The 23,726-nt window shown below is 62.7% G+C and carries 20 protein-coding genes; 11 read left to right on the forward strand and 9 right to left on the reverse strand.

Features of this window, described 5'->3' with window-relative positions:
• Window positions 1-13 precede the first annotated feature (13 nt).
• Complete coding sequence (locus AAIL67_RS03410; RefSeq protein ID WP_343483404.1) at window positions 14-1,366, forward strand: LLM class flavin-dependent oxidoreductase; 1,353 nt, start codon at window positions 14-16, stop codon at window positions 1,364-1,366.
• Window positions 1,367-1,393: 27 nt separating this feature from the next.
• Here AAIL67_RS03410 and AAIL67_RS03415 read toward each other — a convergent pair whose 3' ends face one another.
• Both AAIL67_RS03415 and AAIL67_RS03420 read right to left on the reverse strand, forming a co-directional pair.
• Entirely contained in the window at window positions 1,394-2,533 is a 1,140-nt protein-coding gene (locus AAIL67_RS03415) for an anhydro-N-acetylmuramic acid kinase (RefSeq protein ID WP_343483405.1), read from the reverse strand.
• Between the two features lie 141 nt (window positions 2,534-2,674).
• Window positions 2,675-4,033 carry a M23 family metallopeptidase gene (locus AAIL67_RS03420; RefSeq protein WP_034357214.1) on the reverse strand — a complete coding sequence of 453 codons (1,359 nt, stop codon included), beginning with the start codon at window positions 4,031-4,033 and terminating at the stop codon, window positions 2,675-2,677.
• 191 nt (window positions 4,034-4,224) lie between these two features.
• Between AAIL67_RS03420 and tyrS the strand changes: the two genes are divergently transcribed.
• Window positions 4,225-5,457, forward strand: coding sequence for a tyrosine--tRNA ligase (gene tyrS / locus AAIL67_RS03425; protein ID WP_343483406.1), 1,233 nt, complete (start codon window positions 4,225-4,227; stop codon window positions 5,455-5,457).
• Window positions 5,458-5,642: 185 nt separating this feature from the next.
• Here tyrS and AAIL67_RS03430 read toward each other — a convergent pair whose 3' ends face one another.
• Window positions 5,643-6,623, reverse strand: coding sequence for a LysR substrate-binding domain-containing protein (locus AAIL67_RS03430; RefSeq protein ID WP_343483407.1), 981 nt, complete (start codon window positions 6,621-6,623; stop codon window positions 5,643-5,645).
• Between the two features lie 104 nt (window positions 6,624-6,727).
• Between AAIL67_RS03430 and glmU the strand changes: the two genes are divergently transcribed.
• The gene (gene glmU / locus AAIL67_RS03435; protein ID WP_034405965.1) at window positions 6,728-8,176 is read left to right on the forward strand and encodes a bifunctional UDP-N-acetylglucosamine diphosphorylase/glucosamine-1-phosphate N-acetyltransferase GlmU; all 1,449 of its coding nucleotides are present in this window, start codon (window positions 6,728-6,730) and stop codon (window positions 8,174-8,176) included.
• Window positions 8,176-8,973 (forward strand): HAMP domain-containing sensor histidine kinase, encoded by a 798-nt coding sequence (locus AAIL67_RS03440; protein WP_343483408.1) that lies wholly within the window; start codon window positions 8,176-8,178, stop codon window positions 8,971-8,973. Before glmU ends, AAIL67_RS03440 begins: the two co-directional genes overlap by 1 nt.
• Window positions 8,974-8,977: 4 nt before the next feature.
• On the opposite strand, the gene AAIL67_RS03445 is transcribed toward AAIL67_RS03440, so the two are convergent.
• A complete protein-coding gene (locus AAIL67_RS03445) occupies window positions 8,978-10,111 on the reverse strand; it encodes a diguanylate cyclase AdrA (RefSeq protein WP_034357223.1) in 1,134 nt (377 codons plus the stop codon).
• 127 nt (window positions 10,112-10,238) lie between these two features.
• On the reverse strand, window positions 10,239-10,739 hold the full coding sequence (locus AAIL67_RS03450; RefSeq protein ID WP_059439746.1) for an Lrp/AsnC family transcriptional regulator: 501 nt from the start codon (window positions 10,737-10,739) through the stop codon (window positions 10,239-10,241).
• Window positions 10,740-10,875: 136 nt separating this feature from the next.
• On the opposite strand from AAIL67_RS03450, the gene glmS reads away from it, so the two are divergent.
• Window positions 10,876-12,792, forward strand: a complete 1,917-nt coding sequence (gene glmS / locus AAIL67_RS03455) for a glutamine--fructose-6-phosphate transaminase (isomerizing) (protein ID WP_034357228.1) — start codon at window positions 10,876-10,878, stop codon at window positions 12,790-12,792.
• 399 nt (window positions 12,793-13,191) lie between these two features.
• On the opposite strand, the gene AAIL67_RS03460 is transcribed toward glmS, so the two are convergent.
• From AAIL67_RS03460 to AAIL67_RS03475, 4 genes are all read right to left on the reverse strand, one after another.
• Window positions 13,192-14,487 carry a TRAP transporter large permease subunit gene (locus AAIL67_RS03460; protein ID WP_343483409.1) on the reverse strand — a complete coding sequence of 432 codons (1,296 nt, stop codon included), beginning with the start codon at window positions 14,485-14,487 and terminating at the stop codon, window positions 13,192-13,194.
• Window positions 14,480-14,986, reverse strand: coding sequence for a TRAP transporter small permease subunit (locus AAIL67_RS03465; RefSeq protein ID WP_343483410.1), 507 nt, complete (start codon window positions 14,984-14,986; stop codon window positions 14,480-14,482). The genes AAIL67_RS03460 and AAIL67_RS03465 overlap by 8 nt, the downstream gene beginning before the upstream one ends.
• Window positions 14,987-15,066: 80 nt before the next feature.
• Complete coding sequence (locus AAIL67_RS03470) at window positions 15,067-16,050, reverse strand: TRAP transporter substrate-binding protein (RefSeq protein WP_063661957.1); 984 nt, start codon at window positions 16,048-16,050, stop codon at window positions 15,067-15,069.
• 171 nt (window positions 16,051-16,221) lie between these two features.
• Window positions 16,222-16,899: a GntR family transcriptional regulator gene (locus AAIL67_RS03475; RefSeq protein WP_003074324.1), complete on the reverse strand. Its 678-nt coding sequence runs from the start codon at window positions 16,897-16,899 to the stop codon at window positions 16,222-16,224.
• 293 nt (window positions 16,900-17,192) lie between these two features.
• Between AAIL67_RS03475 and AAIL67_RS03480 the strand changes: the two genes are divergently transcribed.
• The 6 genes from AAIL67_RS03480 to AAIL67_RS03505 are packed head-to-tail and all read left to right on the forward strand — an operon-like array spanning window position 17,193 to window position 23,692.
• Entirely contained in the window at window positions 17,193-17,912 is a 720-nt protein-coding gene (locus tag AAIL67_RS03480; protein WP_343483411.1) for a DUF969 domain-containing protein, read from the forward strand.
• Entirely contained in the window at window positions 17,909-18,862 is a 954-nt protein-coding gene (locus tag AAIL67_RS03485; RefSeq protein WP_063661956.1) for a DUF979 domain-containing protein, read from the forward strand. The genes AAIL67_RS03480 and AAIL67_RS03485 overlap by 4 nt, the downstream gene beginning before the upstream one ends.
• 12 nt (window positions 18,863-18,874) lie before the next feature.
• Window positions 18,875-19,537, forward strand: coding sequence for a pyroglutamyl-peptidase I (pcp, locus tag AAIL67_RS03490; RefSeq protein WP_063661955.1), 663 nt, complete (start codon window positions 18,875-18,877; stop codon window positions 19,535-19,537).
• A 20-nt stretch (window positions 19,538-19,557) separates the two neighbouring features.
• Window positions 19,558-20,325: a 5-oxoprolinase subunit PxpA gene (locus AAIL67_RS03495; protein WP_063662123.1), complete on the forward strand. Its 768-nt coding sequence runs from the start codon at window positions 19,558-19,560 to the stop codon at window positions 20,323-20,325.
• A 5-nt stretch (window positions 20,326-20,330) separates the two neighbouring features.
• On the forward strand, window positions 20,331-21,956 hold the full coding sequence (locus tag AAIL67_RS03500; RefSeq protein WP_063662120.1) for an urea amidolyase family protein: 1,626 nt from the start codon (window positions 20,331-20,333) through the stop codon (window positions 21,954-21,956).
• Window positions 21,957-21,967: 11 nt separating this feature from the next.
• The gene (locus AAIL67_RS03505; RefSeq protein ID WP_343483412.1) at window positions 21,968-23,692 is read left to right on the forward strand and encodes a biotin carboxylase N-terminal domain-containing protein; all 1,725 of its coding nucleotides are present in this window, start codon (window positions 21,968-21,970) and stop codon (window positions 23,690-23,692) included.
• Window positions 23,693-23,726 lie beyond the last annotated feature (34 nt).

Below are 23,726 nucleotides of genomic sequence, written 5' to 3' on the forward strand. Positions count from 1 at the left end.
AAGAAGCCTTGCCATGACACGACAACTACACCTGAACCTGTTTCTGATGACACGAGGCCACCACGAAGGTGCCTGGCGTCACCCCGGAGCCAATCGCAAGGCGCTGACCGATCTGGAGCTCTATGTGGATGCGGCCCGCATCGCCGAGGCCGCGAAGTTCGATGCCGTGTTTCTGGCCGACGGGCTGGTCGGGCCCGACAACGGGCAGATGGCTTCTTCAGGCCAGCTCGAGCCGCTGCTGCTGCTGGCTGCACTGGCGCAGCATACCGAGCGTATCGGGCTGATCGGCACGGCTTCCACCACCTACAGCCTGCCCTATACGCTGGCGCGGCAGTTCGCCACGTTGGACCATCTCTCCAAGGGCCGGGCTGGCTGGAATATCGTGACCTCCTGGCTGCCCCGGGCCGGAGAAAACTACGGGTTGCAAGAGAACGTGGAGCATGCCGAGCGCTACCGCATCGCCGACGAGTTCGTGGCCGCAGTGGATGCGCTATGGCGCAGCTTTCCGGGCGGGGCAGTGGTGGACGATGCCGAATCGGGCCAGTTCCTGGACATAGGCCAGGTGCGCCCCGTCAACTATGCGGGAACACATATCCGTACGCGTGGACCGCTGAATGTGCCGGGCAGCCCCCAGGGCCGTCCAGTGCTGGTGCAGGCCGGGCAGTCCGAAACGGGCCGGGCCTTTGCCGCGCAATGGGCCGAGGCCATTTTCACGGCGCATGGCAGCAAGGAGTCGGCGCAAGGCTTTTATGCCGATATCAAGGGACAGGCGAAATCCCTGGGGCGCAGGGCCGAGGACATTGTGATTCTGCCGGGCATCAGTGCCGCGATCGGCTCCACGGAGTACGAAGCCCGTCAGGTGTGGGAGGAGCTCGACAGCCTGACCAGCATCGACGTGGGGCTGGGGCGCCTGTCGGCCCGCTTTGGCGGCCATGATTTCAGCGGCCTGCCGCTGGACCGACGGCTCACGCGCGACGACTTTCCGGACCCCGCGCTGGTGGAGGCTTCCAGGAGCCGCGCCATAGGCTATGTGGAGACCACGCTGCGCGACGGGCTCACGCTGCGTCAGCTGCTCAAGCGGCTGGCTGGCGCGCGCGGGCATCTGGCAATTGCCGGCACGCCCGAGCAGGTGGCGGACACGATTGAAGACTGGTTCCGCACGGGTGCCGCCGATGGCTTCAATGTGATGCCACCGGTCATCACGCAGCAGCTGGAGCTGTTTGCCAGCGAGGTCGTGCCCATCTTGCGCAAGCGCGGGCTGTTTCGCAGCGACTACCAGAGCAGCACACTGCGCGGCCATTTCGGCTTGCCTGATCTGCCTGTGGTGCAGCACAAGGCGCAGGCGGATGCCGCAGTAGCGGCCTGAGCCTGCAGCGGGCCGGCGGCCGCGCTTTCAAGCGGGGTGGATGGCGCCCAGAATGCGTGGGCCGCTGGCGCCTGTCACGCTGGCCAGATTGCCGGGCAGGCCCAGCAGGCATTGACGTGCCAGCCAGGCAAAGGCGGCTGCTTCCACTTCCAGCGGGGGCAGGCCGAGCTCTGCCGTGGAGGCTACCTTCACCCCCGGCAGCAGGGCGGCAAGGCGCTGCATCAGATGGGTGTTCAGTGCGCCGCCGCCGCAGACCAGCAGTTCGGTGCCGTCCTTGCCGAAACGCTGCACGGCGTGGGCGCAGCTGGCGGCCGTGAATTCGGTCAGGGTCGCCTGTACATCGGCCGCGGCGGCCTGGGCCGCATGCTGCTGCAGATGCCGCTCCAGCCACTCGGCGTGAAACAGATCGCGCCCCGTGCTCTTGGGCGGCTGCTGGGCCAGATAGGGATCGCCCAGCATGGCGGCCAGCAGCTCGGGCAGGACCTTGCCGCTGGCGGCCCAGCGGCCGCCTTCGTCATAGCTCCTGCCGGTATGACGCAGGCACCAGCCGTCCATGAGCGCATTGCCGGTGCCGGTGTCGAAGCCGAGCACCGAGCCGTCGGCACCCAGCACACTGAGATTGGCAATGCCACCGATATTGAGTACCAGCGCGGTTTCAGCGGGCCTGCCGAACACGCTTTGGTGAAAGGCCGGCACCAGCGGCGCCCCCTGGCCGCCTGCCGCCACATCACGGCTGCGCAGGTCGGCGACGACGGTGATGCCGGTCAGCTCGGCCAGCAGGGCGGGGCTGTTGAGCTGCAGCGTATAGCCCGTGCCATCGAACATCTGCGGACGGTGGCGCACGGTCTGGCCATGGGCGCCTATGGCCGCGATCTGCCAGGCCTCGATACCGGCTGCAGTCAGCAGTTGCCACACCACCTGTGCATAGTGGCGCACCAGTGCATTGGCGGCCAGGGCGGCGCGATGCAGCTCGTCCTGGCCGCCAGCGGTGTTGAGAGCCAGCAGCTCGGCGCGCAATGCCGCATCGAAGCCGCAGCTGGCATGTTGCAGCACTCGCGTGCCCTGGCTGAAGTCCACGAGAACCCCGTCGACGCCGTCCAGCGATGTACCGGACATCAGGCCGATATAGAGGTTGCTTTGAGCGGCTTGTTCAATGGCATTGGGCATGGCAGATCAGAGGGTTGGCGTGCGGTTCACTATCTTAGCTGTAGCGTTTGCGGCTTTCCTGGCGGTCGCTGCAAACGATCCTGATGCGGAAATGAAAAAGGGCTGCAATTTGCAGCCCTCAGGTTGTGTCGCAGCGGTGGATCAGCGCGTGCTGGCCAAGGCGAACGACTGCGTGCCGGCGTTGAGTTCGATGCGCATCTGCGCTGCCTGCTGCTCGAAGGCCGGGCGGGCGGCCTTGGAGATGGGCTGGGCGGCATCGGTGATCTGGGCAATGGTCAGCGGGTCGCGCTGCTCGCCCTTCTCGCGGAATTCGAAGTGCAGATGAGGGCCGGTGGCCCAGCCCGTGGAGCCCACGGCACCGATGATGTCGCCCTGGTCCACGCGCTGACCGTGCTTGACGTCGATGCGGCTCAGGTGGGCGTAGACGGTGGTGTGCTGGTTGGCGTGATCGACGAAGATCACATTGCCGTAACCGTTTTGCACGCCGGCAAAGGACACGACGCCGTCGCCCACGGTACGCACCTTGGTGCCCGTGGGGGCCGCGAAGTCGGTGCCCAGGTGAGCGCGCCAGGTTTTATGAATGGGGTGGACGCGCATGGAAAAACCGCTGCTGATGCGCGAGAACTCCACGGGATAGTTCAGATAGGCCTGGCGCAGGCTCTTGCCGTCCAGCGTGTAGTAGGCGCCCTTCTTGCCTGCTTCCTGGAACCACATGGCCTGGTGCGACTTGCCATTGTTGTAGAACTCGGTGCTCAGCACGCGGCCGGCGCGCAGTGGCTCGCCATCGGCTTCCAGCGATTCATAGACCACGGCAAAGCGGTCGCCCTTGCGCAGGCCGCGGCGGAAGTCCAGCTCGCCCTGGAAGATGTCGGCCATCTGCATGGAGATGCTGTCGGGAATGTCGGAGGCATCCGTGGCGGCAAAGAAGGAGGAGCGAATCACGCCGCCGGCCAGACGCGGGCTGGCCGTGAGTTTGCCGGTCTCGATCTTGGATTGCAGCTTGCCATCCACGCGCTCCACAGTCAGGCGCTGAAAGCTGCCGTCTTCGCTGGGAGCCCAGCGCACGGTCAGCTGGCTCAGTTGCTGGTCGGGCGTGGTCTCTGCTGACACCAGGCGGCCGGCGCGGCCCAGCACGTTCTGGCGCACGGCTTCGTTGCTGCGCATAAAGGCTGCGGCCTGCGGGTCGGCAATGCCAAGGCGCTGCAGCAGCGACTCGGTAGTGTCGTTGCTGCGGGTGTATTCGGAACGGTATAGGGAGAAGGACTGCAGATCCGTCAGATCGGCCAGATCCTGGCCGGCGGCCAGGGAGGTGACGGGTTCGGTCAGTGTACGTACGGGAAGGTCGGCGGGGTCGGGACCCAGGCTGGCCACTGCGAAGGCGCCGCTGCCACCGGTCAGCAAAACAGTCGCCAGCGCCGCCGTGGCGCGCTTGGGGTGTTTTTGCAGAGCCGATGTCAGCCGCGCAAGCAGAGCACCGCCGGCATTTTTCAAGCCAGTCATCAAAACATCAAATCCTTGGGAAAGCGTGTCGGTGGAGTTGGTATTTGTTACGACTGACACGTCTCCAGCAGCTCTACCGTGCCATAAGTCCATCCAAAGAGGTCTTTATGAGGGAGCAGTCTAGAATTGACCGTAACACCAAACCTCCAAGTATATCGGCCGCGTCCTACCTCGCCTGCCGAAAAACCCTTATGAATCAATCTGCTGTTACAAGTTTTCCCGTGACCGACAGAGTGAACCAGGCGCTGGAAGTCACTCTGCGTGGAGTCGATGAGCTGCTGCCCAAGGACGAGTGGGTCCAGAAACTGGCCAGGTCCGAAGCCACCGGCGTGCCCCTGCGCATCAAGCTGGGTCTGGACCCGACAGCCCCCGACATTCACCTGGGCCATACCGTGGTGCTCAACAAGATGCGCCAGCTGCAGGATCTGGGCCATCAGGTGATCTTCCTGATTGGTGACTTCACGACGCTGATCGGCGACCCTTCGGGCCGCAACTCCACACGCCCGCCGCTGACGGCCGAGCAGATCAAGGTCAATGCAGAGACCTATTACACCCAGGCCGCCAAGGTGCTGGACCCGGCCAGGACCGAGGTGCGCTACAACAGCGAGTGGTGCGACCAACTGGGCGCGCGCGGCATGATCCAGCTGTCGGCCAAGTACACGGTGGCGCGCATGATGGAGCGCAACGACTTCCATACGCGTTTCACCGACGGCAGCTCCATCAGCCTGCACGAGTTTCTCTACCCGCTGCTGCAGGGCTATGACTCGGTGGCGCTCAAGTCCGACCTGGAGCTGGGCGGCACCGATCAGAAGTTCAATCTGATGATGGGCAGGCATCTGCAGGCCGAGTACGGTCAGGAGCAGCAGTGCGTGCTCACAATGCCGCTGCTGGTGGGCCTGGACGGCGTGCACAAGATGTCCAAGTCCAAGAACAACTACATCGGTATCACCGAGGACGCCAACACCATGTTCGCCAAGGTGCTGTCGATCTCGGACGAGCTGATGTGGGACTGGTACACCCTGCTGTCCTTCAAGAGCCTGGCTGATATCGCCGCGCTCAAGGCCGAGATCGAGGCCGGCGGCAATCCCAAGCATGCCAAGGTGGCGCTGGCCAAGGAGATCACCGCGCGCTTCCACAGCGCCGAAGCCGCCGATGCGGCCGAGCAGGATTTCATCAACCGCTCCAAGGGCGGCATTCCCGATGACATCCCTGAAATCAGCCTGTCCGGCGCTCCGCTGGGCATTGGTGCGCTGGTCAAGCAGGCCAATCTGGCTGCATCGACCGGCGAAGCCAACCGCCTGATCGATGGCGGCGGCGTGCGCGTCGACGGCAACGTCATCAGCGACCGTGCACTGAAGCTGGACGCCGGCATCTTTGTGCTGCAGGTGGGCAAGCGCAAGTTTGCGCGTGTCACGCTGAGCTGAGCGCCCTGGGGCGCTTTGCCCCATTCGCCTCTTTGCGCTTGGCGCCACAGGACAAGGCCTTTGCCGTTGTGGCGCGGCCTAAAGAGGTGACAGTAAAAATGAGAGCTGTTTACGCTTGATACATCTGCGTTTCAAATCACTTTGTATTTGAAATCGATGCAGGTCATGCGTGAATAGCTCTTTTTTTATTGAGTGGGCTCGCTCGCGCCCTGCATGGCGTCGCGCGTCTGGCGGGCTTGTTCCATCAGCCACTGACAGAAGGCCTGCACTTCGGGCCGCTCGCTGCTGCGCGGGCCTTGCAGCAGCCAGTACGACAGCGGCGAGGCCAGGCGACGCTCGGGCAATACCTCGATCAAGGTGCCGGCCGCCAGTGCATCGGCTACCAGCGGCAGGCGCGCGATGGCCAGACCCTGGCCCGCCAGCGCGGCCTGCACGATCTGGTGGGCGTAGTTGAAGTACAGCCAGCGCGGCGGCTGCAGCTGGTCGCAGCCGTTGGCGGCAAACCAGCGCTGCCAGCTCAGCCACTCCAGCTGGGGCATGCGGTGTACGTCGCCGGTTTCAATCAAGGTGTAGCGGGCCGCATCGGCGGGGCTGTGCACGGCGGGGCCGCTCCTGAGCAGGGCTGGGCTTGCGACCAGCACCAGTTCTTCGCCAAACAGGGCCTTTGCCGCGGCATCGGCGACGCCGGCGCTGTAGCGTATGGCTAGGTCCACATCGGTGGTCTCCAGATCCACCACGGCGTCGCCCGTGTCTATGCGAATGTCGATATCGGGATAGGCGCGCTGGAAAGCCTCCAGGCGCGGAATCAGCCACATGGCGGCAAAGCTGGCCCAGGTGGTGATGGCCACGCTCTTGCGGCCCACGGTCTGGCGGATCTGGCGCACGGTGGCATCGATCGACTCCAATGCAGGCTGCACGGCATGCAGCAGCTGGGCGCCGGCACCCGTCAGTTCCACGGCGCGCGAATGGCGCAGAAACAGCGGGATGCCCACCTCGTCTTCCAGCGACTGGATCTGGCGGCTGACGGCAGACTGGGTCAGTGCCAGCTCGTCCGCCGCGGCTCGAAAGTTCAGGTGCCGGGCCACGGCCAGAAAGGCGCGCAGATGGCCGGCACCGATGGCGCGGGTGCGAAGCAGCGGAGTGGGGCTGGTGGTGGCATGAGGCATGGCAGGGCAAGCATAAGGTGTTTGCAGCGACTGTTGCCTGCGCTTGCAGTTGCCGACCGCGGCTATGGGTCGATAATCAGGCGGTTTTCATCCTATAAATCAATATGACTGCACCTCTGGACATCGTCGTCATGGCTGCCGGCAAAGGCACCCGCATGAAAAGCCGCCATCCCAAGGTGCTGCAAAAGCTGGCCGGTCGTGCCCTGTTGCAGCATGTGCTGGACACCGCTGCGCAGCTCAAGGCGCGCTCGGCCGTGGTAGTGACGGGTCATGGCGCAGCGGAAGTGGAAGCTGCCATCGCCGCTGCCAATGGCGTGGATCGCGCGGATGGCACCCATGGTGCAATGGACCTGAAGTTTGTGCGCCAGGAGCCCCAGCTGGGAACCGGCCATGCCGTGCAGCAGGCCGTGCCTGCGCTCAAGGAAGATGGTCTGGTCGTGGTGCTGTCGGGTGATGTGCCGCTGACCCGGGCCGACACGCTGCAAGGTCTGCTCGATGCCGCAGGCAGCGACAAGATGGCGCTGCTCACCGTGACCATGCCCGATCCCACGGGCTATGGCCGCATCGTGCGAAACGATGCAGGCACGGTGCAGCGCATCGTCGAGCAGAAAGATGCCAGCGAGGCCGAGCGCGCCATCACCGAGATCTACAGCGGCATCATGGCCGTGCCAGCCAGGCATCTGACGGCCTGGCTTGCCAAGCTCGACAACAACAATGCCCAGGGCGAGTATTACCTGACCGATATCGTCGCCATGGCCGTGGCCGACGGAGTGCCCGTGGTGGGCCACCGCATTGCCGATGTCCTGCAGGTGGCGGGCGTCAACAGCCCGCTGCAACTGGCAGAGCTGGAGCGCGCTCACCAGTTGCGCCAGGCGCGCGAGCTGATGGAGCAGGGCGTGCGCATGGCCGATCCTGCGCGCTTCGACCTGCGTGACGATGCGCGCGGCACCAAGGCCAGCCTGAGCTGCGGCCAGGATGTGGAAATCGACGTGAACTGCATCTTTGCCGGCAAGGTGACGATTGGCGCCGGCGCGAGGATCGGCGCCAACTGCCACCTCAGCAATGTGAGCATTGCCGAAGATGCCGTGATCCACCCCTTCACGCACATCGATGGCGAGAAGGCCGGTGTGGAAGTGGGCCAGGGCGCGCTGGTCGGCCCGTTTGCCCGCCTGCGCCCCGGCGCCAAGCTGGGCCGCGAAGTGCATATCGGCAACTTCGTGGAAGTGAAGAACTCCGTCCTGGCCGACGGTGCCAAGGCCAATCACCTGGCCTATCTGGGCGACGCCACGGTGGGCGAGCGCGTGAACTATGGTGCAGGCAGCATCACCGCCAACTATGACGGCGTGAACAAGCACCGTACCGTGATCGAGGCCGATGTGCATATCGGCAGCAACTGCGTGCTGGTGGCTCCGGTGACGATTGCCGCTGGCGGCACCGTGGGCGGTGGCTCCACCGTGACCAAGAATACGGAGGCTGGTGCCTTGACGGTAGGACGTGGCAGGCAGGTCAGCATCAGCAACTGGAAGCGCCCTGAAAAGCTGCCAAAAGCCTGATGGAACAAGCGCAGCAAGCTTTGGAGAGCATGGCGCCTCAGTCCCTGGGCGAAGCGCTGGCGCTGCTGGCCAGGCGCGAGGCCGAACTGTCCGCCTTGCGCACGGCGCAGCAGGAATGGATGCATGCCGTCTCGCATGATTTGCGGGCGCCGCTGCGCCATCTGCTGGCTTTCAATCCGCTGGTTGCCGAGCTGCTGCAGTCCGCCAGTCCCGGTGCCGAAGACCTGGAGGAAGCGCGAAGCTTCCTCCAGACCATGGATCAGTCCGCCCAGCGCATGGCGGCCATGTTCGACGGCTTGCTGAAGCTGAATCGGGCCCAGAGCCATGTGCTGAAGCCGCAGCTCGTGGACTTGCTGGCCTTGCTGGGAAGTCTGAGCCAGCGTCTGCAGGCAGGCGCGCAAGGCCGACGCATAGAGTGGTGTCTGCCTGCTGCAGCCCCCATGCTGCAGGCGGATCCGCATCTGCTGGAGCAGGCTTTGGATGCAGCTCTCGCCAATGCCGTCAAGTTCACGCGGGCCGTGCCGCTGGCGCGCATCCAGGTCGATGTGCAGCGTGACGGGCAGGGGGGCTGCTTCATCACCGTGGCCGACAACGGCGCCGGCTTCGAGCAGGCGCGGTCAGGCAAGCTGTTTGGCGTCTTTCAGCGCATGCATCGCGAGGCCGAGTTCGAGGGCCTAGGCATCGGCCTGGCGCTGGTGCGCGATATCTGCCGCCGCCATGGCGGCGAGGCGGAAATCCAGGCCCAGCTCAATGCAGGATGCCAGTTGCAGATGCATTGGCCCACCTGCCTGCCCTGAGTGCTCAGACCACGTTGCGGTCCAGGCTTTCCTGCTCGGCACTCGCTGGGCTGATTCGCGTGGATTCCGGTCGCATGGGCATGGTCGATGGACTGTGCTGTCGCTCGGGTTGCTGCGTGGCATCCATCACCTGGTCGCGCCCGCCGCTCTTGGCGCTGTAAAGCGCACTGTCGGCCGCTTTTATCCATTCGGACACCGAGCCAAAACCTTCATCGGCTGCAGCAACGCCGATACTCGCACTGATGTGCAGCTGTGGATATTCGCGAATGCGTATCTGAGCAATTTTTTCGCAAATACGCATGGCGACCGAATATGCCTCCTTGGCCGTGGTGTGCTTGCAAAGCACGGTGAATTCATCACCGCCGTAGCGCCCAGCAATATCGTTGCTGCGCAGGCTGTTTCTAATCGCCAGCCCGATCATTTTCAAAACATCGTCGCCCACAATATGGCCGTACAGATCATTCACGCTTTTGAAACGGTCAATGTCAATCACCAGCAGGCAGGTCTGCTCCTTGACGGTGCGGTGCTGATGCAGCGCGGCACGGGCTTTTTTCCACCAGTAATCGCGGCTGTATACCGTGGTCAGAGGATCAATGCGTCCCAGTAACTTGAGCTGCAGGTTCTGCCTGGCCAGAGTCTTGAGCATTCGGCTGTTGGACCAGCTTGCATAGGCGCTGTGCAGGATGATCAGCGGCAGCAGGCTGAGCTGTACCGCCAGTGGCGCGCCCCATTGCGGGGTGGGCGTTATGGCGATGCTCATGAAAAGCATGCCGCACAGCAGCGCGATCAGGGAGGGCAGCCAGCGGCGCTTCAAACCGGTATAGAAGCGGTCGGCCACGCCGATGGCCAGAATGCAGATGCTGGGCAGCAGGCTCCAGTGCATCAGAGAAATCCAGCAGCCGACGATCAGCGCATCTATCAGAGAATTGAAATACTCCGCATGGAACTGATCCTGTTGCCGGCTTGAATGCAAAAAAGCAATATGCGGCCATACCAGCGCACTGACCGTCGTGAATGCCCACCAGGCGAGATTGGTCGGGAGATATGACAGGCTCGCAGCCACCACCGCTCCGCCCAGTGCCATATAAGAGGCGCGCAGAGGGTAGGTCCGGCGGTGAATATCTCGATGCAAGGGCATCTGGTGGAGTTGGCTTAAGTCAAGGTTGCGAGAATAATCTAATTAATACAATTTGTATCAAATATTGAGGGGCTTGCGCGGCATCCGCACCACACATGGCGGTTCAAAAATAAAGGCGTGCAAGTCCCTAATGATTGGGGGCTGGCAAGGGCAGTTCGGTACTGAATTTGGCGCGCTTGATGCTGAAGAAGGCTTTGACATTGCGCACATTGGCATCCTGAGTGAACAGCTTCTGGCTCAATGCCAGGTAGGCAGGCATATCGATGGTGGCAATGATGAGGATGAAGTCGGGGCCGGGAGAGACGCGCCAGCATTGCTGCACGCCGGGTTCGGCCACGGCTTTGTGCTCGAATTGCAGCAGTGAGCTGCTGTCCTGCCGGTCCAGCGAGACTTCCACAATGGCCTGCAGGCCATGGCCTGTGAGGCGGGCGATGTGTTCGCTGCTCAGGATGGCGACTTGTTTCTCGATCAGACCCAGCTCCTGCAGGCGCTTGACGCGACGCAGGCAGGTAGGGGCAGATAGCTCGAGATGCCGGGCCAGGGCCTGGTTGCTCAGGCTGGCATCCAGCTGCAATTGCTGCAGTAGTTGCAAGTCGGTGTCATCCAGATTGATGGAATTTTCATTCATTTATATGAATTTTATTGAATAAATAATCAATATTCCGATTCGATGAAATTTTCAGTCATTTGGCTGTTTTTATTGATTGAAAATTTTTTATTGCAACCGTTAGCATGCTCGATCAAACAACCTAAGGTGTACCTCTATGTGTGGCATTGTTGCTGCGGTGTCTCATCGCAATATCGTTCCGGTTCTGGTCCAGGGTCTGCAGCGACTGGAGTATCGCGGCTATGACTCCTGTGGTGTGGCTGTACAGGCAGCGGATGCCAGCGGCTTGAGCCTGGGATTGCAGCGTGCGCGCTCTACAGCCCGCGTGGCCGAGCTGATGGAGCAGGTCAAGACCGAGCATGTGGAAGGTTTCACCGGCATTGCCCATACCCGCTGGGCCACCCACGGCGAGCCTGCCGTACGCAATGCCCATCCCCACTTCAGCCATGGTCCCGGCATCTCGCCCGTGGCCGATGCCGATGCGCCGGCCCGCGTGGCCCTGGTGCACAACGGCATCATCGAGAACTACGAAGCCCTGCGTGCCGAGCTGCAGGCCAAGGGCTATGTATTTGCCAGCCAGACCGACACCGAGGTCATTGCTCACCTGGTGGACAGTCTCTACAACGGCGATCTTTTCGAGGCCGTGCAAGCCGCAACGGCTCGCCTGCATGGCGCCTACGCGATTGGCGTGATGCACCGGGATGAACCTCGCCGTGTGGTGGGCGCTCGTGCCGGCTCGCCGCTGATTCTGGGTGTGGGCAAGGACGGCGCGGAACATTTCCTGGCCAGCGATGCAATGGCGCTGGCGGGTGTGACCGACCAGATCGTGTACCTGGAAGAGGGCGATCTGATCGATCTGCAGCCGGGACGCTACTGGGTCATCAGCAAGAGCGGTGAGCGCCTGACAGAGCAGCAGCGCCCGGTCAAAACCGTGATGGCGCACAGCGGCGCAGCCGAACTGGGCCCTTATCGCCATTACATGCAAAAGGAAATCTTCGAGCAGCCGCGCGCTTTGGGCGATACGCTGGAAGGCCTGAAGAACATTGCCCCCGAGCTGTTTGACGGGGTCACTTCGGAAGGCAAGACCGGCGCGGCGGCCTGGCGAGTATTCAAGGAGATCGACCGGGTCCTGATTCTGGCCTGCGGCACCAGCTATTACAGCGGCTGCACGGCCAAGTACTGGATAGAGGCGATTGCCGGCATCCCCTGCAATGTGGAGGTGGCCAGCGAGTACCGCTATCGCACCAGTGTGCCCGATCCCAAGACACTGATCGTGACCATCAGCCAGTCGGGCGAGACGGCCGATACATTGGCGGCCCTGCGCCATGCCCAGAGCCTGGGCATGAAGCACAGCCTGACCATCTGCAATGTGGCCACCAGCGCCATGGTGCGCGAGTGCGAGCTGGCCTATATCACGCGCGCCGGCGTGGAAATCGGCGTGGCTTCGACCAAGGCCTTCACGACGCAGCTTGCGGGTCTGTTCCTGCTGACGCTGGCGCTGGCACAGTCCAAGGGGCGTCTCACGGAAGAGAAGGAGCAGCAATATCTGACGGCCATGCGCCACCTTCCCGTGGCCCTGCAATCCGTGCTGGCGCTGGAGCCGCAAATCATCAGCTGGGCTGAAGACTTCGCAAAAAAGGAAAACGCACTGTTCCTGGGTCGCGGCATTCACTATCCCATCGCACTGGAAGGTGCACTCAAGCTCAAGGAAATCAGCTACATCCACGCAGAGGCCTATCCCGCCGGAGAGCTCAAGCATGGCCCGCTGGCACTGGTGGACAGCCAGATGCCTGTGGTCACCGTGGCACCCAACGACGAACTGCTGGAAAAGCTCAAGAGCAATATGCAGGAAGTGCGTGCCCGCGGCGGCGTCCTTTATGTGCTGGCCGATGCCAAGACCAATATCGAAAGCAGCGAAGGCATGCATGTAATTCGCATGCCCGAGAACTATGGTGCCCTGAGCCCCATCCTGCACGTGGTGCCACTGCAGCTGCTGGCCTATCACACGGCGGTGGCACGCGGCACCGATGTGGACAAGCCGCGCAACCTGGCCAAGTCGGTCACGGTGGAATAAGCCAGTTGCTTCGTGCCACGAAAAAGCGCTCCATGGGAGCGCTTTTTCGTCTCTGGCATGGCAGGTGGATGGCTGGCTTCAGCGCTGGCTAGACTCCTGCCGCTTTGAAGACCCGGCGCAGTACCTGCATGGGCAGAAACTTCACGCGGCGGCGTTTGAGTTCATGTCGGTAGAGGCGCTCCCTCTCAATGAAGTTGATTTTTTCTTTCATTGCGATGTGTCTGGATGGCTAACCCGACTAATCTAACAGCGTAGTGCGCATTTTTCGTAACACCCTGTCAGAGGGATTCGACATCCACATCCCGGCGCTGAATCCCGCATGTCCTGGCATGCATGCAGCCATCCTGGCTCGCCCATGACAAACGCCCCTTTCGGGGCGTTTGTGCAGAGCGATTTTGCTTACATATTATTGGGCAGCATGGTCACGATCTGAGGGAAGAACCACAGTATGACCAGTGCCAGCACCATCAGCAGGAAGTACGGTGCGCAGACGCGGGCCAGATAGGTAATCTGCTTACCCGTCATGCCCTGCAGCACGAACAGGTTGAATCCCACCGGTGGCGTGATCTGAGCGGTTTCCACCGTGATCACGAGGAAGATGCCGAACCACAGGGGGTCGATTCCTGCGGCCTGGATGATGGGCAGAACCACGCTGGAGGTCAGCACAATGGTGGAGATGCCGTCCAGAAAGCAGCCGATGAGAATGTAGAACAGCCCCAGCACCACAATCAGCATGGCGGGCGACAGGTTCAGGCTGCCCACGTATTCGGCCAGCTGGCGTGGCAGTCCGATATAGCCCATGGACAAGGTCATGAAGGCTGCACCGGCGAGGATCAGCGCAATCATGCAGTACAGGCGGGTTGCTCCGAACAGCGATTCCTTGAAGTTCTTCCAGGTCAGGGCTCCTTGCAGAGCCGACAGAATCAGCGCTCCCATCACGCCTATGCCGGCCGCTTCGGTCGCCGTGGCAATGCCGCTGTAGATGCTGGCAATCACGCCCGAGATCAGCAGCACGACGGGGATCAGGTGGCGCGACTCGTAGACTTTCTGCTTGAAGCTCATGGTGCTGTCGGCCTTGGGCACCTTGTCCGGGTTCATCAGGGCCCAGACCATGATCCAGCCGCTGAACATCAGTGCCAGCATGATGCCTGGCAGCACGCCTGCCATGAAGAGCTTGGAGATCGACAGCTCGGCAGATACGCCGTAGACGATCAAGATGATGGAGGGCGGGATCAGGAGGCCCAGTGTGGCGGGGCCGCCCAGCGAGCCGATCACCATGTTCTCGGGATAGCCGCGTTTGCGCAGCTCGGGCACATTCATCTTGCCCACGGTTGCGCAGGTGGCGGCCGAGGAGCCGGACACTGCCGCAAAGATCGTGCAGCCTATGACATTGGTGTGCAGCAGGCGGCCCGGCAGTGCATTGACCCAGGGCGCCAGACCGCGAAACATGCTCTCGGACAGATTGGTGCGGTAGAGAATCTCGCCCATCCAGACAAACAGTGGCAAAGCCGTCAAGGTCCAGCTGCTGGCAGAGCCCCAGATGGTCATGGCCATGGCATCGCCCGCAGCGCGCGCGGTGAAGAATTCCATGCCGAACCAGGCAACGCCCGCCAGCGTCAGTCCGACCCAGACACCGCCGCCAAGCAGGACCAGCAGCACCACGATCAGTGCAATGCTTGCGGTGATTTCATTCATGAGGGACTCCCTCCTTCTCTACCGCCTTGCGTTTGCCCAGCAGCTCCAGCACCAGTTCGTCGCAGAACGCGATGAAGAAAACAATCGTGCCCAGAGCCATGAAGATCTGGGGAATCCACAGCGGTGTGGCGTCTATGCCCACGGAGATGTCTTCGATCTCCCAGGACTGCCAGACCAGGCGCGTGGAATAGAAAGCCAGAAAGGCCGAAAGAATGGTGGCGATGCCCAGGGCGGTCAGTTCCAGGGCCATGTAGGCTTGGCCCTTGAGCGCACCCAGCAGCAGGGTGACGCGGATATGTTCACCTTTCTTCAAGGTGCTGGCCAGGGCCATGAAGCCGGCGCCCGCCATGGCGTAGCCTGCGTAGGCATCGGTGCCCGGGGCGCTGAAGCCAAAGAGTCGGCTGGTGATGGTCAGCAGCACCATCGCCAGCACGCCGATCATGGCGATGCCGGCAAGCCAGGCACTGCCGTCATAGAGGCCGTTGAGTAACTTGCGCATGCTTGTCTTCCTGAGGGGATGAGGTCATCGGCCGCCCGCCCCCAAATGCCAGGAGCGGGCGAACCGATGCAATCTGCGCCTTACTTGCCAGCCTTGTAGCCGTCGAGAATGGCCTGGCCGTCAGCACCGGCCTTGTCCGTCCATTCCTTGATCACGGTCGCGCCGATCTTGCTCAGGTCTGCCTTGAGCTGGGCGGAGGGCTGCTCGACCTGCATGCCGCCTTGCTTGAGGGCGGCAATCGAGCGTGCATCCACTTCCCTGGACTCTTTCCAGCCGCGCTGCTCGGCAGCGGCGGCGGCCTTGAGCACGGCCTCCTGCGTGCTCTTGTCCAGCGCGCCAAAGGCCTTCTTGCTCACGGTCACGGCATTCTTGGGAATCCAGGCCTGCACGTTGTAGTAGTACTTCAGGCTTTCAAACAGCTTGTTGTCGGCACCGGTTGCGCTGGAGGTGATCAGGCCATCCACCACGCCGGTCGCCAGAGCCTGGGACAGCTCGGCCTCCTGCACGGTCACGGGCTGGGCGCCGATCAGTTCGCCAATGCGGGCGGTAGTGGGGGAGTACACGCGCCACTTCATGCCCTTGAGATCGGCCGCGGAATTGACGGGCTTTTTGGTGTAGATCCCCTGGGGAGGCCAGGCCACGGAATACAGCAGCACCTGTCCCTGCTTGTCCAGCAGCTTTTGCAGCGCGGGTTTCTGAGCCTGATAGAGCTTGTAGGCCTCGTCATAGTTGCTCACCAGGAACGGGAGCCCGTCGGCGCCGAAGATCTGTGACTCATTCTGAAAGCTCACCAGAAAGAATTCGCCCATCTGTGCGTTGCCGGTTTGCACGGCACGCTTGATTTCGGGCATCTTGAACAGCGATGCACCAAAGTGTGGCGTGATCTTGAGCTTGCCGCCCGTGGCAGCATCCACATCCTTCACGAACAGTTCGTTGTTCTTGGAGTGAAAGTTTCCAGGCCCGTATGCGGTGGCGAAATCCCACTTGGTTTGTGCCATGGCATGACCGGCAATGCCGATGCCGGCGAGCAAGGTTGCGGTGGCGCAGAAAATGCGACGCTTCATGAGAACTCCTCGGATAAGAGATGCGGACGAATGAACTCAGGCAAGAGTTGTGCCAAAAGTAGCATTTGTCTCAACAAACATCTATGAGGGATTTCAACGAGTTTCAAAGAAACGTAGGGTATTTTGTTGCTTTGTTCCTATTGAAAATAGCATTTTGTTGAACAAGATCCCTCAAGGGGCCTTGATCCCCGCCTCTGCCAGACGCCGGGCATAGGCGGCCAGAATGATGCGTTCCGAATGCACCAGGTAGGCACTGAGCTCCTGTGCCGCCTCCGCAGGCCTGCCGGCTTCGAAGATCTGCAGAATCTTCAGGTTCATGCCCACATAGGGTGCATGCAGAAAATGCGGGTCGCGCAGCAGGCCGAAGGCCAGACGCAGCTCCGCCAGCAGATGCGAGAACATCTCGTTGAGGCGTTCGCTGTCGGCCAGGGCCACGATGGCTTTGTGAAACGCCATATTGGCTGTGCCCACCTCGGACCAGTCCTCCGCCTCGCTGTGCCGCTGGCCGCTTTCCACGGCCTCGCGCATCCGCGTCAGTGCAGGGTGCATGGGGTAAGCCTGTGCAAGGGCCTGGCACTCGATCATGCGCCGCACGCGATAGATGTCGATGATGGACGCCATGCTGGGCACGGCCACCGATACGCCCTTGTTGGGCTCGTGTACCAGCAGACCTTCCTTGGTCAGCATGCGGAACACCTCGCGCAAGGTGTTGCGCGAAATATCCAGCGCTTCGCTGAGTGCCGCTTCGGACAGTCGCTGGCCCGGGCTCAGCACGCCCTTGACCAGCTGGCTGCGTATTTCCTCGGCGATGCGTTCGGTCAGGTTCTGGACCTCTGCTGCGACTTTCATGGCGTTCCCTTTTGGCTGTCGCCAGAGTGTAGCCATCGTTCTGTTGACTCAGAGAAGTTCAAAAGAGTGGTGCGACCTAGGGTTTGCTCTATTACAAAGTCTATTTGTTCTGCAAACAATTTCATTTGTGGAATCAATCTAAATAGATTGTTCAACAATTTGAGGAATGAAGCAGATCTGAAACAGAGCTGATCAGCCTTCTTCAAAAGAGCTGGGCGGGGTTGCCGATAGCGTTCCCGTCTTTGGTAGAGCCCGCCGCGCAGCGGATCAGGGCGTGATTTCCGGAGGCTTCCATGCCTGTAGACGTAAACCTGTGGCCGCTGATCGGCGTGCTCATCATCATTGCCGGCTTCGCGCTGCGCTTTAATCCCATGCTGGTGGTCATCGTGACCGCCATCGGCACAGCCTTTGCGGCGGGCTTTCCGCTGGACAAGGTTCTGGCCGCCATCGGGACCGGCTTCATCAAGACCCGCAACCTGCCGCTCATCATCTTGCTGCCGCTGGCCGTGATCGGCCTGCTGGAGCGCCATGGCCTGCGTCAGCACGCACAGAACTGGATCAGCTCCATCAAGTCGGCCACAGCCGGGCGCCTGCTGATCGTCTACCTGGCCGCGCGTCAGCTCACGGCAGCCATCGGCCTGACCAGCCTCGGCGGGCATCCCCAGATGGTGCGTCCGCTGCTGGCTCCCATGGCCGAAGGCGCGACGGAAAACCGCTACGGCAAGCTGTCGGGCAAGGTGCGCGAGAAGCTGCGCGCCATGTCTGCTGCCACGGACAACGTGGGCCTGTTCTTTGGTGAAGACATCTTCGTGGCCTTCGGTGCGATCGTGCTGATGACCACCTTCCTGAAGGAGGCGGGTATCGAGGTCGAGCCGATTCATGTCGCGCTGTGGGGCATTCCTACGGCCATCTCGGCCTTTGCCATCCATGCCTTCCGCCTGCATCGCCTGGACAAGCAGCTGGCGCGTGAAATTGCTGTGGAAAAGAAAGTTGCCCAGGGAGAGTCGGCATGACCATCACCATTCAATACCTGTACTACCTCGTCGGCCTGGTGCTGGCGGTGACGGCCGTGATGACGCTGCGCGACGGCAGCAACCCGCGCCGTTTCTCGGCGGGCCTGTTCTGGGCGCTGTATGCGCTGGTGTTCCTCGTCGGTGATCTGCTGCCGCCCGTATGGGTGGGAGCGGTCGCGGTCGTCATGGCCCTGATTGCCGGTTTCGGCGGCGTGATGGGCGGCAAGCATCAGCCACGCACCGATGCGCAATACCTGGAAAGTGCCAAGCGCCTGGGCAACAAGCTGTTCGTGCCGGCGCTGGCCATCCCGCTGATCACCATGGTGGGTACGCTGTCGGCCAAGCATCTGGTCTTTGGCGGCACTCCCCTGATCGACCCCAAGAACAGCACGCTGGTCAGCCTGGGCATCGGCTGCGTGATTGCGCTGGTGCTGGCCTGCAAGATGACACGCGAGACTCCCATGCAGGGCCTGCGCGAGTCGCACCGCCTGATCGACGCGCTGGGCTGGGCCCTGGTGCTGCCCCAGATGCTGGGCATGCTGGGCCTGGTGTTCTCGGATGCCGGCGTGGGCAAGGCCGTGGCCTATGTGACCACCACCTACATCAACATGGATGTGCGCTTTGTGGCCGTGGCAGTGTATGTGATCGGCATGGCGCTGTTCACGGTCATCATGGGCAATGGCTTTGCGGCCTTTCCGGTGATGACGGGCGGTGTGGGCGTGCCCGTGCTGGTTGGCGTCTACCATGGTGACCCGGCCGTGATGGCGGCAGTCGGCATGCTGTCGGGCTACTGCGGCACCTTGCTGACGCCCATGGCGGCCAACTTCAACCTGGTGCCCGCAGCACTGCTGGAAATTGACAAAAATGCCGTCATCCGTGCGCAGGTTCCCACGGCGATCACCTTGCTGATCGTGAATGTGTTCCTGCTCAACTTCCTGATGTTCCGTTAAGAGAGAGTTGCCATGACTGAGGCTGCCCACCGAATCCTGCTGACCGGCTTCGAGCCCTTCGACAAAGACAGCGTCAACCCCTCGTGGGAAGTGGCGCGCGCGCTGGACGGCGAGCTGATTGCGGACGGTGTGGTGCATGCCGTGCAACTGCCTTGCGTGTTCGGCGCGGCCATGGTGGTGCTCGACGAGGCGCTGGCCCGGCTGCAGCCCTCGCTCATCATCAGCCTGGGGCTGGCTGGCGGGCGCAGCGAAATCACGCCTGAGCGCGTGGCCATCAATATCGACGATGCCCGCATTCCCGACAACGCGGGCCATCAGCCCGTCGATCAGTCCGTGGTGCGCGATGCGCCCGCGGCCTACTTCTCGACCCTGCCCATCAAGGCCATAGTGCGCCATCTGCGCGATGCGGGCATTCCGGCTTCGGTATCGAACACGGCGGGTACTTTTGTCTGCAACCATGTGTTCTATGCCCTGATGCACAGGCTGTCTCGCCGTGCGGGCCCCGGCGTGCGCGGCGGCTTTATTCACATACCCGCGCTGCCGCAGCAGGCGGCACGCCAGCCCGGCATGGCCAGCATGGCGCTGGAAACGCAGATTCAGGGCATACGCACAGCCATTCATACGGCCATGACGGTGCAGCAGGATTTGCAGGAACACGCAGGTCAGCTGCATTGAGGCTGACCGGGAGACGAATGATGAAAATGGATTTGAACAGCGATCTGGGCGAGAGCTTCGGCGCCTGGCGCATGGGCGACGATGCAGCCATGCTGGACATCGTCAGCAGCGCCAATGTGGCTTGCGGCTTTCATGCCGGCGACCCGGCCGGGATGCTGACCACGCTCAGGGCCGCCAAGGCGCGCGGCGTGGTCGTCGGCGCACATGTGGCCTACCGCGACCTGTCGGGTTTCGGGCGTCGCAACATGGATGTGGCCAGCGGCGATCTGGTGGCCGACGTGATCTACCAGATCGGCGCCCTGCAAGGTCTGGCGCAGGCGGCCGGCACCAGCGTCCAGTATGTCAAGCCGCACGGCGCGCTCTACAACACCATTGCCCAGGACAAGCGCCAGGCCATGGATGTGATCAATGCCATCAAGGCCATCAATCCCAAGCTGGTGCTGATGGCTCTGGCAGGTGCGCCCCTGATTGAATGGGCCCGCGATGCGGGCCTCTGCGTGGTGGCCGAGGCCTTTGCCGATCGCGGCTATACGCCCGACGGCGCCCTGGTCTCGCGCCGCGAACCAGGTGCCGTGCTGCACGACGAAAACCTGATCGCCCAGCGCATGCTGACCCTGGTGCGCGAGGGCGTGATTGAGGCCGTGGACGGCAGCCTGGTGCGCGTGGAGGCAGACTCCATCTGTGTGCACGGCGACAGTCCCGGTGCCGTGGCCATTGCGCGCAACATCCGCCAGCGTTTCGAGCAGGAGGGTGTGCAGATCGCTTCCTTTGTGGAAACAGCACCATGAGTTCCATGCGCTTTTTGCCCGTCAACCGCCAGGCCATTCTGGTGGAGCTCGCCGACCTGCAGCAGACGCTGGTGCTGCTGGGTGCCTTGCAGGCCCAGCCCATAGAAGGCGTGCAGGAGCTGGTGCCTGCCGCGCGTACCATTCTTGTGCAGTTTGCGCCCCATATCATCGGCGCGGCGCAACTGGTGAGGCGCATTGCTGACTGCGATCTCAGCGGCAGCGTGCAGCGCTCGGATGTGCTGGTGCAGATTCCCGTGCGCTATGACGGCGAAGATCTGGCCGAAGTCGCGCAGATACTGGGCATCACGGCCGAGGAAGTGGTGCGCCGCCACACCGGCAGCGAATGGTCGGTGGCCTTTACCGGCTTCGCGCCGGGCTTTGCCTATCTGAGCGGCGGTGACCCCGTCTTCAACGTGCCACGCCGTGCCACGCCGCGAACCAAGGTTCCGGCCGGTGCAGTGGCGCTGGCCGGCAGCTTCAGCGCAGTCTATCCACAGGCCAGCCCGGGCGGTTGGCAGATCATTGGCGTCACCGATGCTGCCATGTGGGATCTGGCGCGCGATCTGCCGGCTTTGCTGCAGCCCGGCTACCGCGTGCAGTTTGTCGATGCTGCTACTCAAAAAGTAGCTGCTGGCGATTTATCTGGTTCGATTTCAGATGGAAAAGTATCTGAGATCAAGAGCGAACAGGCGCAAGCAGCTACGAGTTTCAATGGCTGCGCCTTGCGTGTGCGCGCCACGGGTCTGCTCACGATGTTCCAGGACATGGGGCGCCACGGCCAGGCCGGGCAGGGCGTTTCTGCCTCCGGTGCCATGGATCAGGCCGCGTTCAAGATGGCCAACCGGCTTGTCGGCAATGCCAGCCAGCTGCCGGTGCTGGAGACAGTAGGTGGCGGCCTGTCGCTGCAAAGCGTGGGCGAGAACGTCGTTGCAGTGACGGGCGCGGATGCGCCCATCAGCATCACCACGGCCGACGGGCGCCGCTGGCCTGCGCCGCGCCAGGCCGCGATTGCGCTGGCCGATGGCGACACGCTGAGCCTTGCCCAACCCGTCGCCGGTGCCCGCTGCTATGTGGCGGTGCGCGGCGGCTATGAGGTGGCTCCCGTGCTGGGCAGCGCTTCGACGGACACCCTGGCCCATGTCGGCCCGCCCGCTCTGCACAGCGGCCAGTTGCTGGCGGTGCAGCCGCCTCGCCATGCCGTGGTGGCCGAGCTGGCCCTGCCTGCGCAGGACCTGCCTGCCCCAGACGGCGAGGTGGTGCTGGATGTGGAGCTGGGCCCGCGCACCGACTGGTTCACGCCCGAAGCCGTGGCCTTGCTGGCTGCCCAGCGCTGGCAGGTCACGCCCCAGTCCAACCGCGTGGGCTTGCGCCTTGCCGGCGAACAGGCGCTGACGCGCGCCGTGACCAGCGAGCTGCCCAGCGAAGGCACGCCGCTGGGGGCCATCCAGGTTCCCGCCAGTGGCCAGCCCGTGCTGTTTCTGGCCGATCACCCCTTGACCGGCGGCTATCCCGTCATCGGTTGCGTGGCACCCCATCATCTGGATCTTGCGGGGCAGATTCCCGTAGGTGCCTGGATTCGTTTTAACCCCATCCGCGCCTTTGCAGAGCTGGTGCCTGCAAGCGCGCAATGAGGAGTGAGTTGATGAAAAAAGTTCTGATTGCCAACCGTGGAGAGATCGCCGTGCGCATCGCGCGAGCCTGCGCGGATTACGGAGTGAAGTCCGTCGCCGTCTATGCCGATGCCGATATCGATGCCCTGCATGTGCGCCGCGCCGATGAAGCCTATGGCCTCGATGGCGACAAGCCCGCCGACACCTATCTGAACATCGCCAAGCTGATTGCGATCGCCAGGCGTTCGGGCGCCGACGCCGTCCATCCCGGCTATGGCTTTCTGTCCGAGAGCGAAGCCTTTGCACAGGCCGTGCTGGATGCGGGTCTGATCTGGATCGGCCCGCGCCCCGACACCATTGCCAAGCTGGGCGACAAGGTCGAGGCGCGCAAGATTGCGCTGCAGGTCGGAGCGCCGCTGGTGGCTGGCACGCCGGATCCCGTCAAGGATGCCGACGAAGTGCTGGCCTTTGCCCAGCAGCATGGCCTGCCCATCATCATCAAGGCTGCTTTTGGTGGCGGTGGCCGTGGCATGAAGATCGCTTGGCGCATGGACGAAGTGGCCGAGCTGTATGCCTCTGCCGTGCGCGAGGCCGTGACGGCTTTCGGCCGTGGTGAATGCTTTGTGGAACAGTTCCTCGACAAGCCGCGCCATATCGAAGCGCAGGTGATTGCCGACACGCATGGCAATGTGGTGGTGCTGGGCACGCGCGACTGTTCGCTGCAGCGCCGCAACCAGAAGCTGGTGGAAGAAGCGCCCGCACCCTTCATCACCGAGGCGCAGCGTGAACGCATTCACAGCGCAGCCAAGGCCATCTGTGCGCAGGCAGGCTATATCAGCGCCGGAACCGTGGAATTTCTGCTCAGCGGCAATGGCGCCATTTCCTTCCTCGAGGTCAATACCCGCTTGCAGGTCGAGCACACCGTGACCGAGGAAACCACGGGCATCGATCTGGTGCAGGAACAGCTGCGTGTGGCCGACGGCTTGCCGCTGTCTTTCACGCAGACTCCGGCACCACGGGCCCATTCCATCGAGTTCCGCATCAATGCCGAAGATGTGGGGCGCGGCTTTCTGCCCACACCGGGTCTGATCACGCGCTTTGCCCCTCCTTCGGGGCCGGGCGTGCGACTCGATTCGGGCGTCGAAACCGGCTCGGTGATCCCCGGCACGTTCGACTCCATGATGGCCAAGCTCATCGTCACCGGCGCCACGCGTGAGCAGGCCCTGGCCCGTGCTCGACGTGCGCTGGCCGAGTTCCGCATCGAGGGCGTGGCTTCGGTGCTGCCCTTCCACAAGGCCGTGCTGAATCAGGCCGACTTTGTGGGGACTGCGGGCTTCAATGTCCACACCCGCTGGATCGAGACCGAGTTTGCCGAGCCGCTGGCAGCGGCTGCTCGCGCCGAACCTGTGGCTGATACCAGCCTGCTGCGCACGGCCATCGAGATCGACGGCCGCCGCGTGCAGCTGGGCCTGCCCGCCATGCTGCTGCAAGGTCTGTCCGCGCCGGCGACTGGCGTGTCTCAGGCAGCCGCGCAGCAAAGCGTGGACCCTGAGGCGGTCATCTCGCCGATTGCCGGCAATCTGCATGCCTGGAAGGTCGCCGATGGCGACGAGGTCAAGGAAGGCGATGTGATCGCCGTGATGGAAGCCATGAAAATGGAAATGCAGGTCTCGGCCCACAAGAGCGGTCGTGTCACATTGGCCGCACAGGCAGGCTCTGCGCAGACCTTGGGCGCCGTGATCGCGCATATCCGATAGGCATAGCCAGCCCCGCTCGAAGCGCGACCTCTGT

This window comes from Comamonas sp. A7-5 (assembly GCF_039581385.1).
Classification (GTDB): Bacteria; Pseudomonadota; Gammaproteobacteria; order Burkholderiales; family Burkholderiaceae_C; genus Comamonas; species Comamonas thiooxydans.

Coding starts and splice junctions, on each gene's coding strand:
- AAIL67_RS03410 (WP_343483404.1), top strand. CDS start 14: ATGACACGACAACTACACCTGAACCTGTTTCTGATGACACGAGGCCAC.
- AAIL67_RS03415 (WP_343483405.1), bottom strand. CDS start 2,533: ATGCCCAATGCCATTGAACAAGCCGCTCAAAGCAACCTCTATATCGGC.
- AAIL67_RS03420 (WP_034357214.1), bottom strand. CDS start 4,033: ATGACTGGCTTGAAAAATGCCGGCGGTGCTCTGCTTGCGCGGCTGACA.
- tyrS (WP_343483406.1), top strand. CDS start 4,225: ATGAATCAATCTGCTGTTACAAGTTTTCCCGTGACCGACAGAGTGAAC.
- AAIL67_RS03430 (WP_343483407.1), bottom strand. CDS start 6,623: ATGCCTCATGCCACCACCAGCCCCACTCCGCTGCTTCGCACCCGCGCC.
- glmU (WP_034405965.1), top strand. CDS start 6,728: ATGACTGCACCTCTGGACATCGTCGTCATGGCTGCCGGCAAAGGCACC.
- AAIL67_RS03440 (WP_343483408.1), top strand. CDS start 8,176: ATGGAACAAGCGCAGCAAGCTTTGGAGAGCATGGCGCCTCAGTCCCTG.
- AAIL67_RS03445 (WP_034357223.1), bottom strand. CDS start 10,111: ATGCCCTTGCATCGAGATATTCACCGCCGGACCTACCCTCTGCGCGCC.
- AAIL67_RS03450 (WP_059439746.1), bottom strand. CDS start 10,739: ATGAATGAAAATTCCATCAATCTGGATGACACCGACTTGCAACTACTG.
- glmS (WP_034357228.1), top strand. CDS start 10,876: ATGTGTGGCATTGTTGCTGCGGTGTCTCATCGCAATATCGTTCCGGTT.
- AAIL67_RS03460 (WP_343483409.1), bottom strand. CDS start 14,487: ATGAATGAAATCACCGCAAGCATTGCACTGATCGTGGTGCTGCTGGTC.
- AAIL67_RS03465 (WP_343483410.1), bottom strand. CDS start 14,986: ATGCGCAAGTTACTCAACGGCCTCTATGACGGCAGTGCCTGGCTTGCC.
- AAIL67_RS03470 (WP_063661957.1), bottom strand. CDS start 16,050: ATGAAGCGTCGCATTTTCTGCGCCACCGCAACCTTGCTCGCCGGCATC.
- AAIL67_RS03475 (WP_003074324.1), bottom strand. CDS start 16,899: ATGAAAGTCGCAGCAGAGGTCCAGAACCTGACCGAACGCATCGCCGAG.
- AAIL67_RS03480 (WP_343483411.1), top strand. CDS start 17,193: ATGCCTGTAGACGTAAACCTGTGGCCGCTGATCGGCGTGCTCATCATC.
- AAIL67_RS03485 (WP_063661956.1), top strand. CDS start 17,909: ATGACCATCACCATTCAATACCTGTACTACCTCGTCGGCCTGGTGCTG.
- pcp (WP_063661955.1), top strand. CDS start 18,875: ATGACTGAGGCTGCCCACCGAATCCTGCTGACCGGCTTCGAGCCCTTC.
- AAIL67_RS03495 (WP_063662123.1), top strand. CDS start 19,558: ATGAAAATGGATTTGAACAGCGATCTGGGCGAGAGCTTCGGCGCCTGG.
- AAIL67_RS03500 (WP_063662120.1), top strand. CDS start 20,331: ATGCGCTTTTTGCCCGTCAACCGCCAGGCCATTCTGGTGGAGCTCGCC.
- AAIL67_RS03505 (WP_343483412.1), top strand. CDS start 21,968: ATGAAAAAAGTTCTGATTGCCAACCGTGGAGAGATCGCCGTGCGCATC.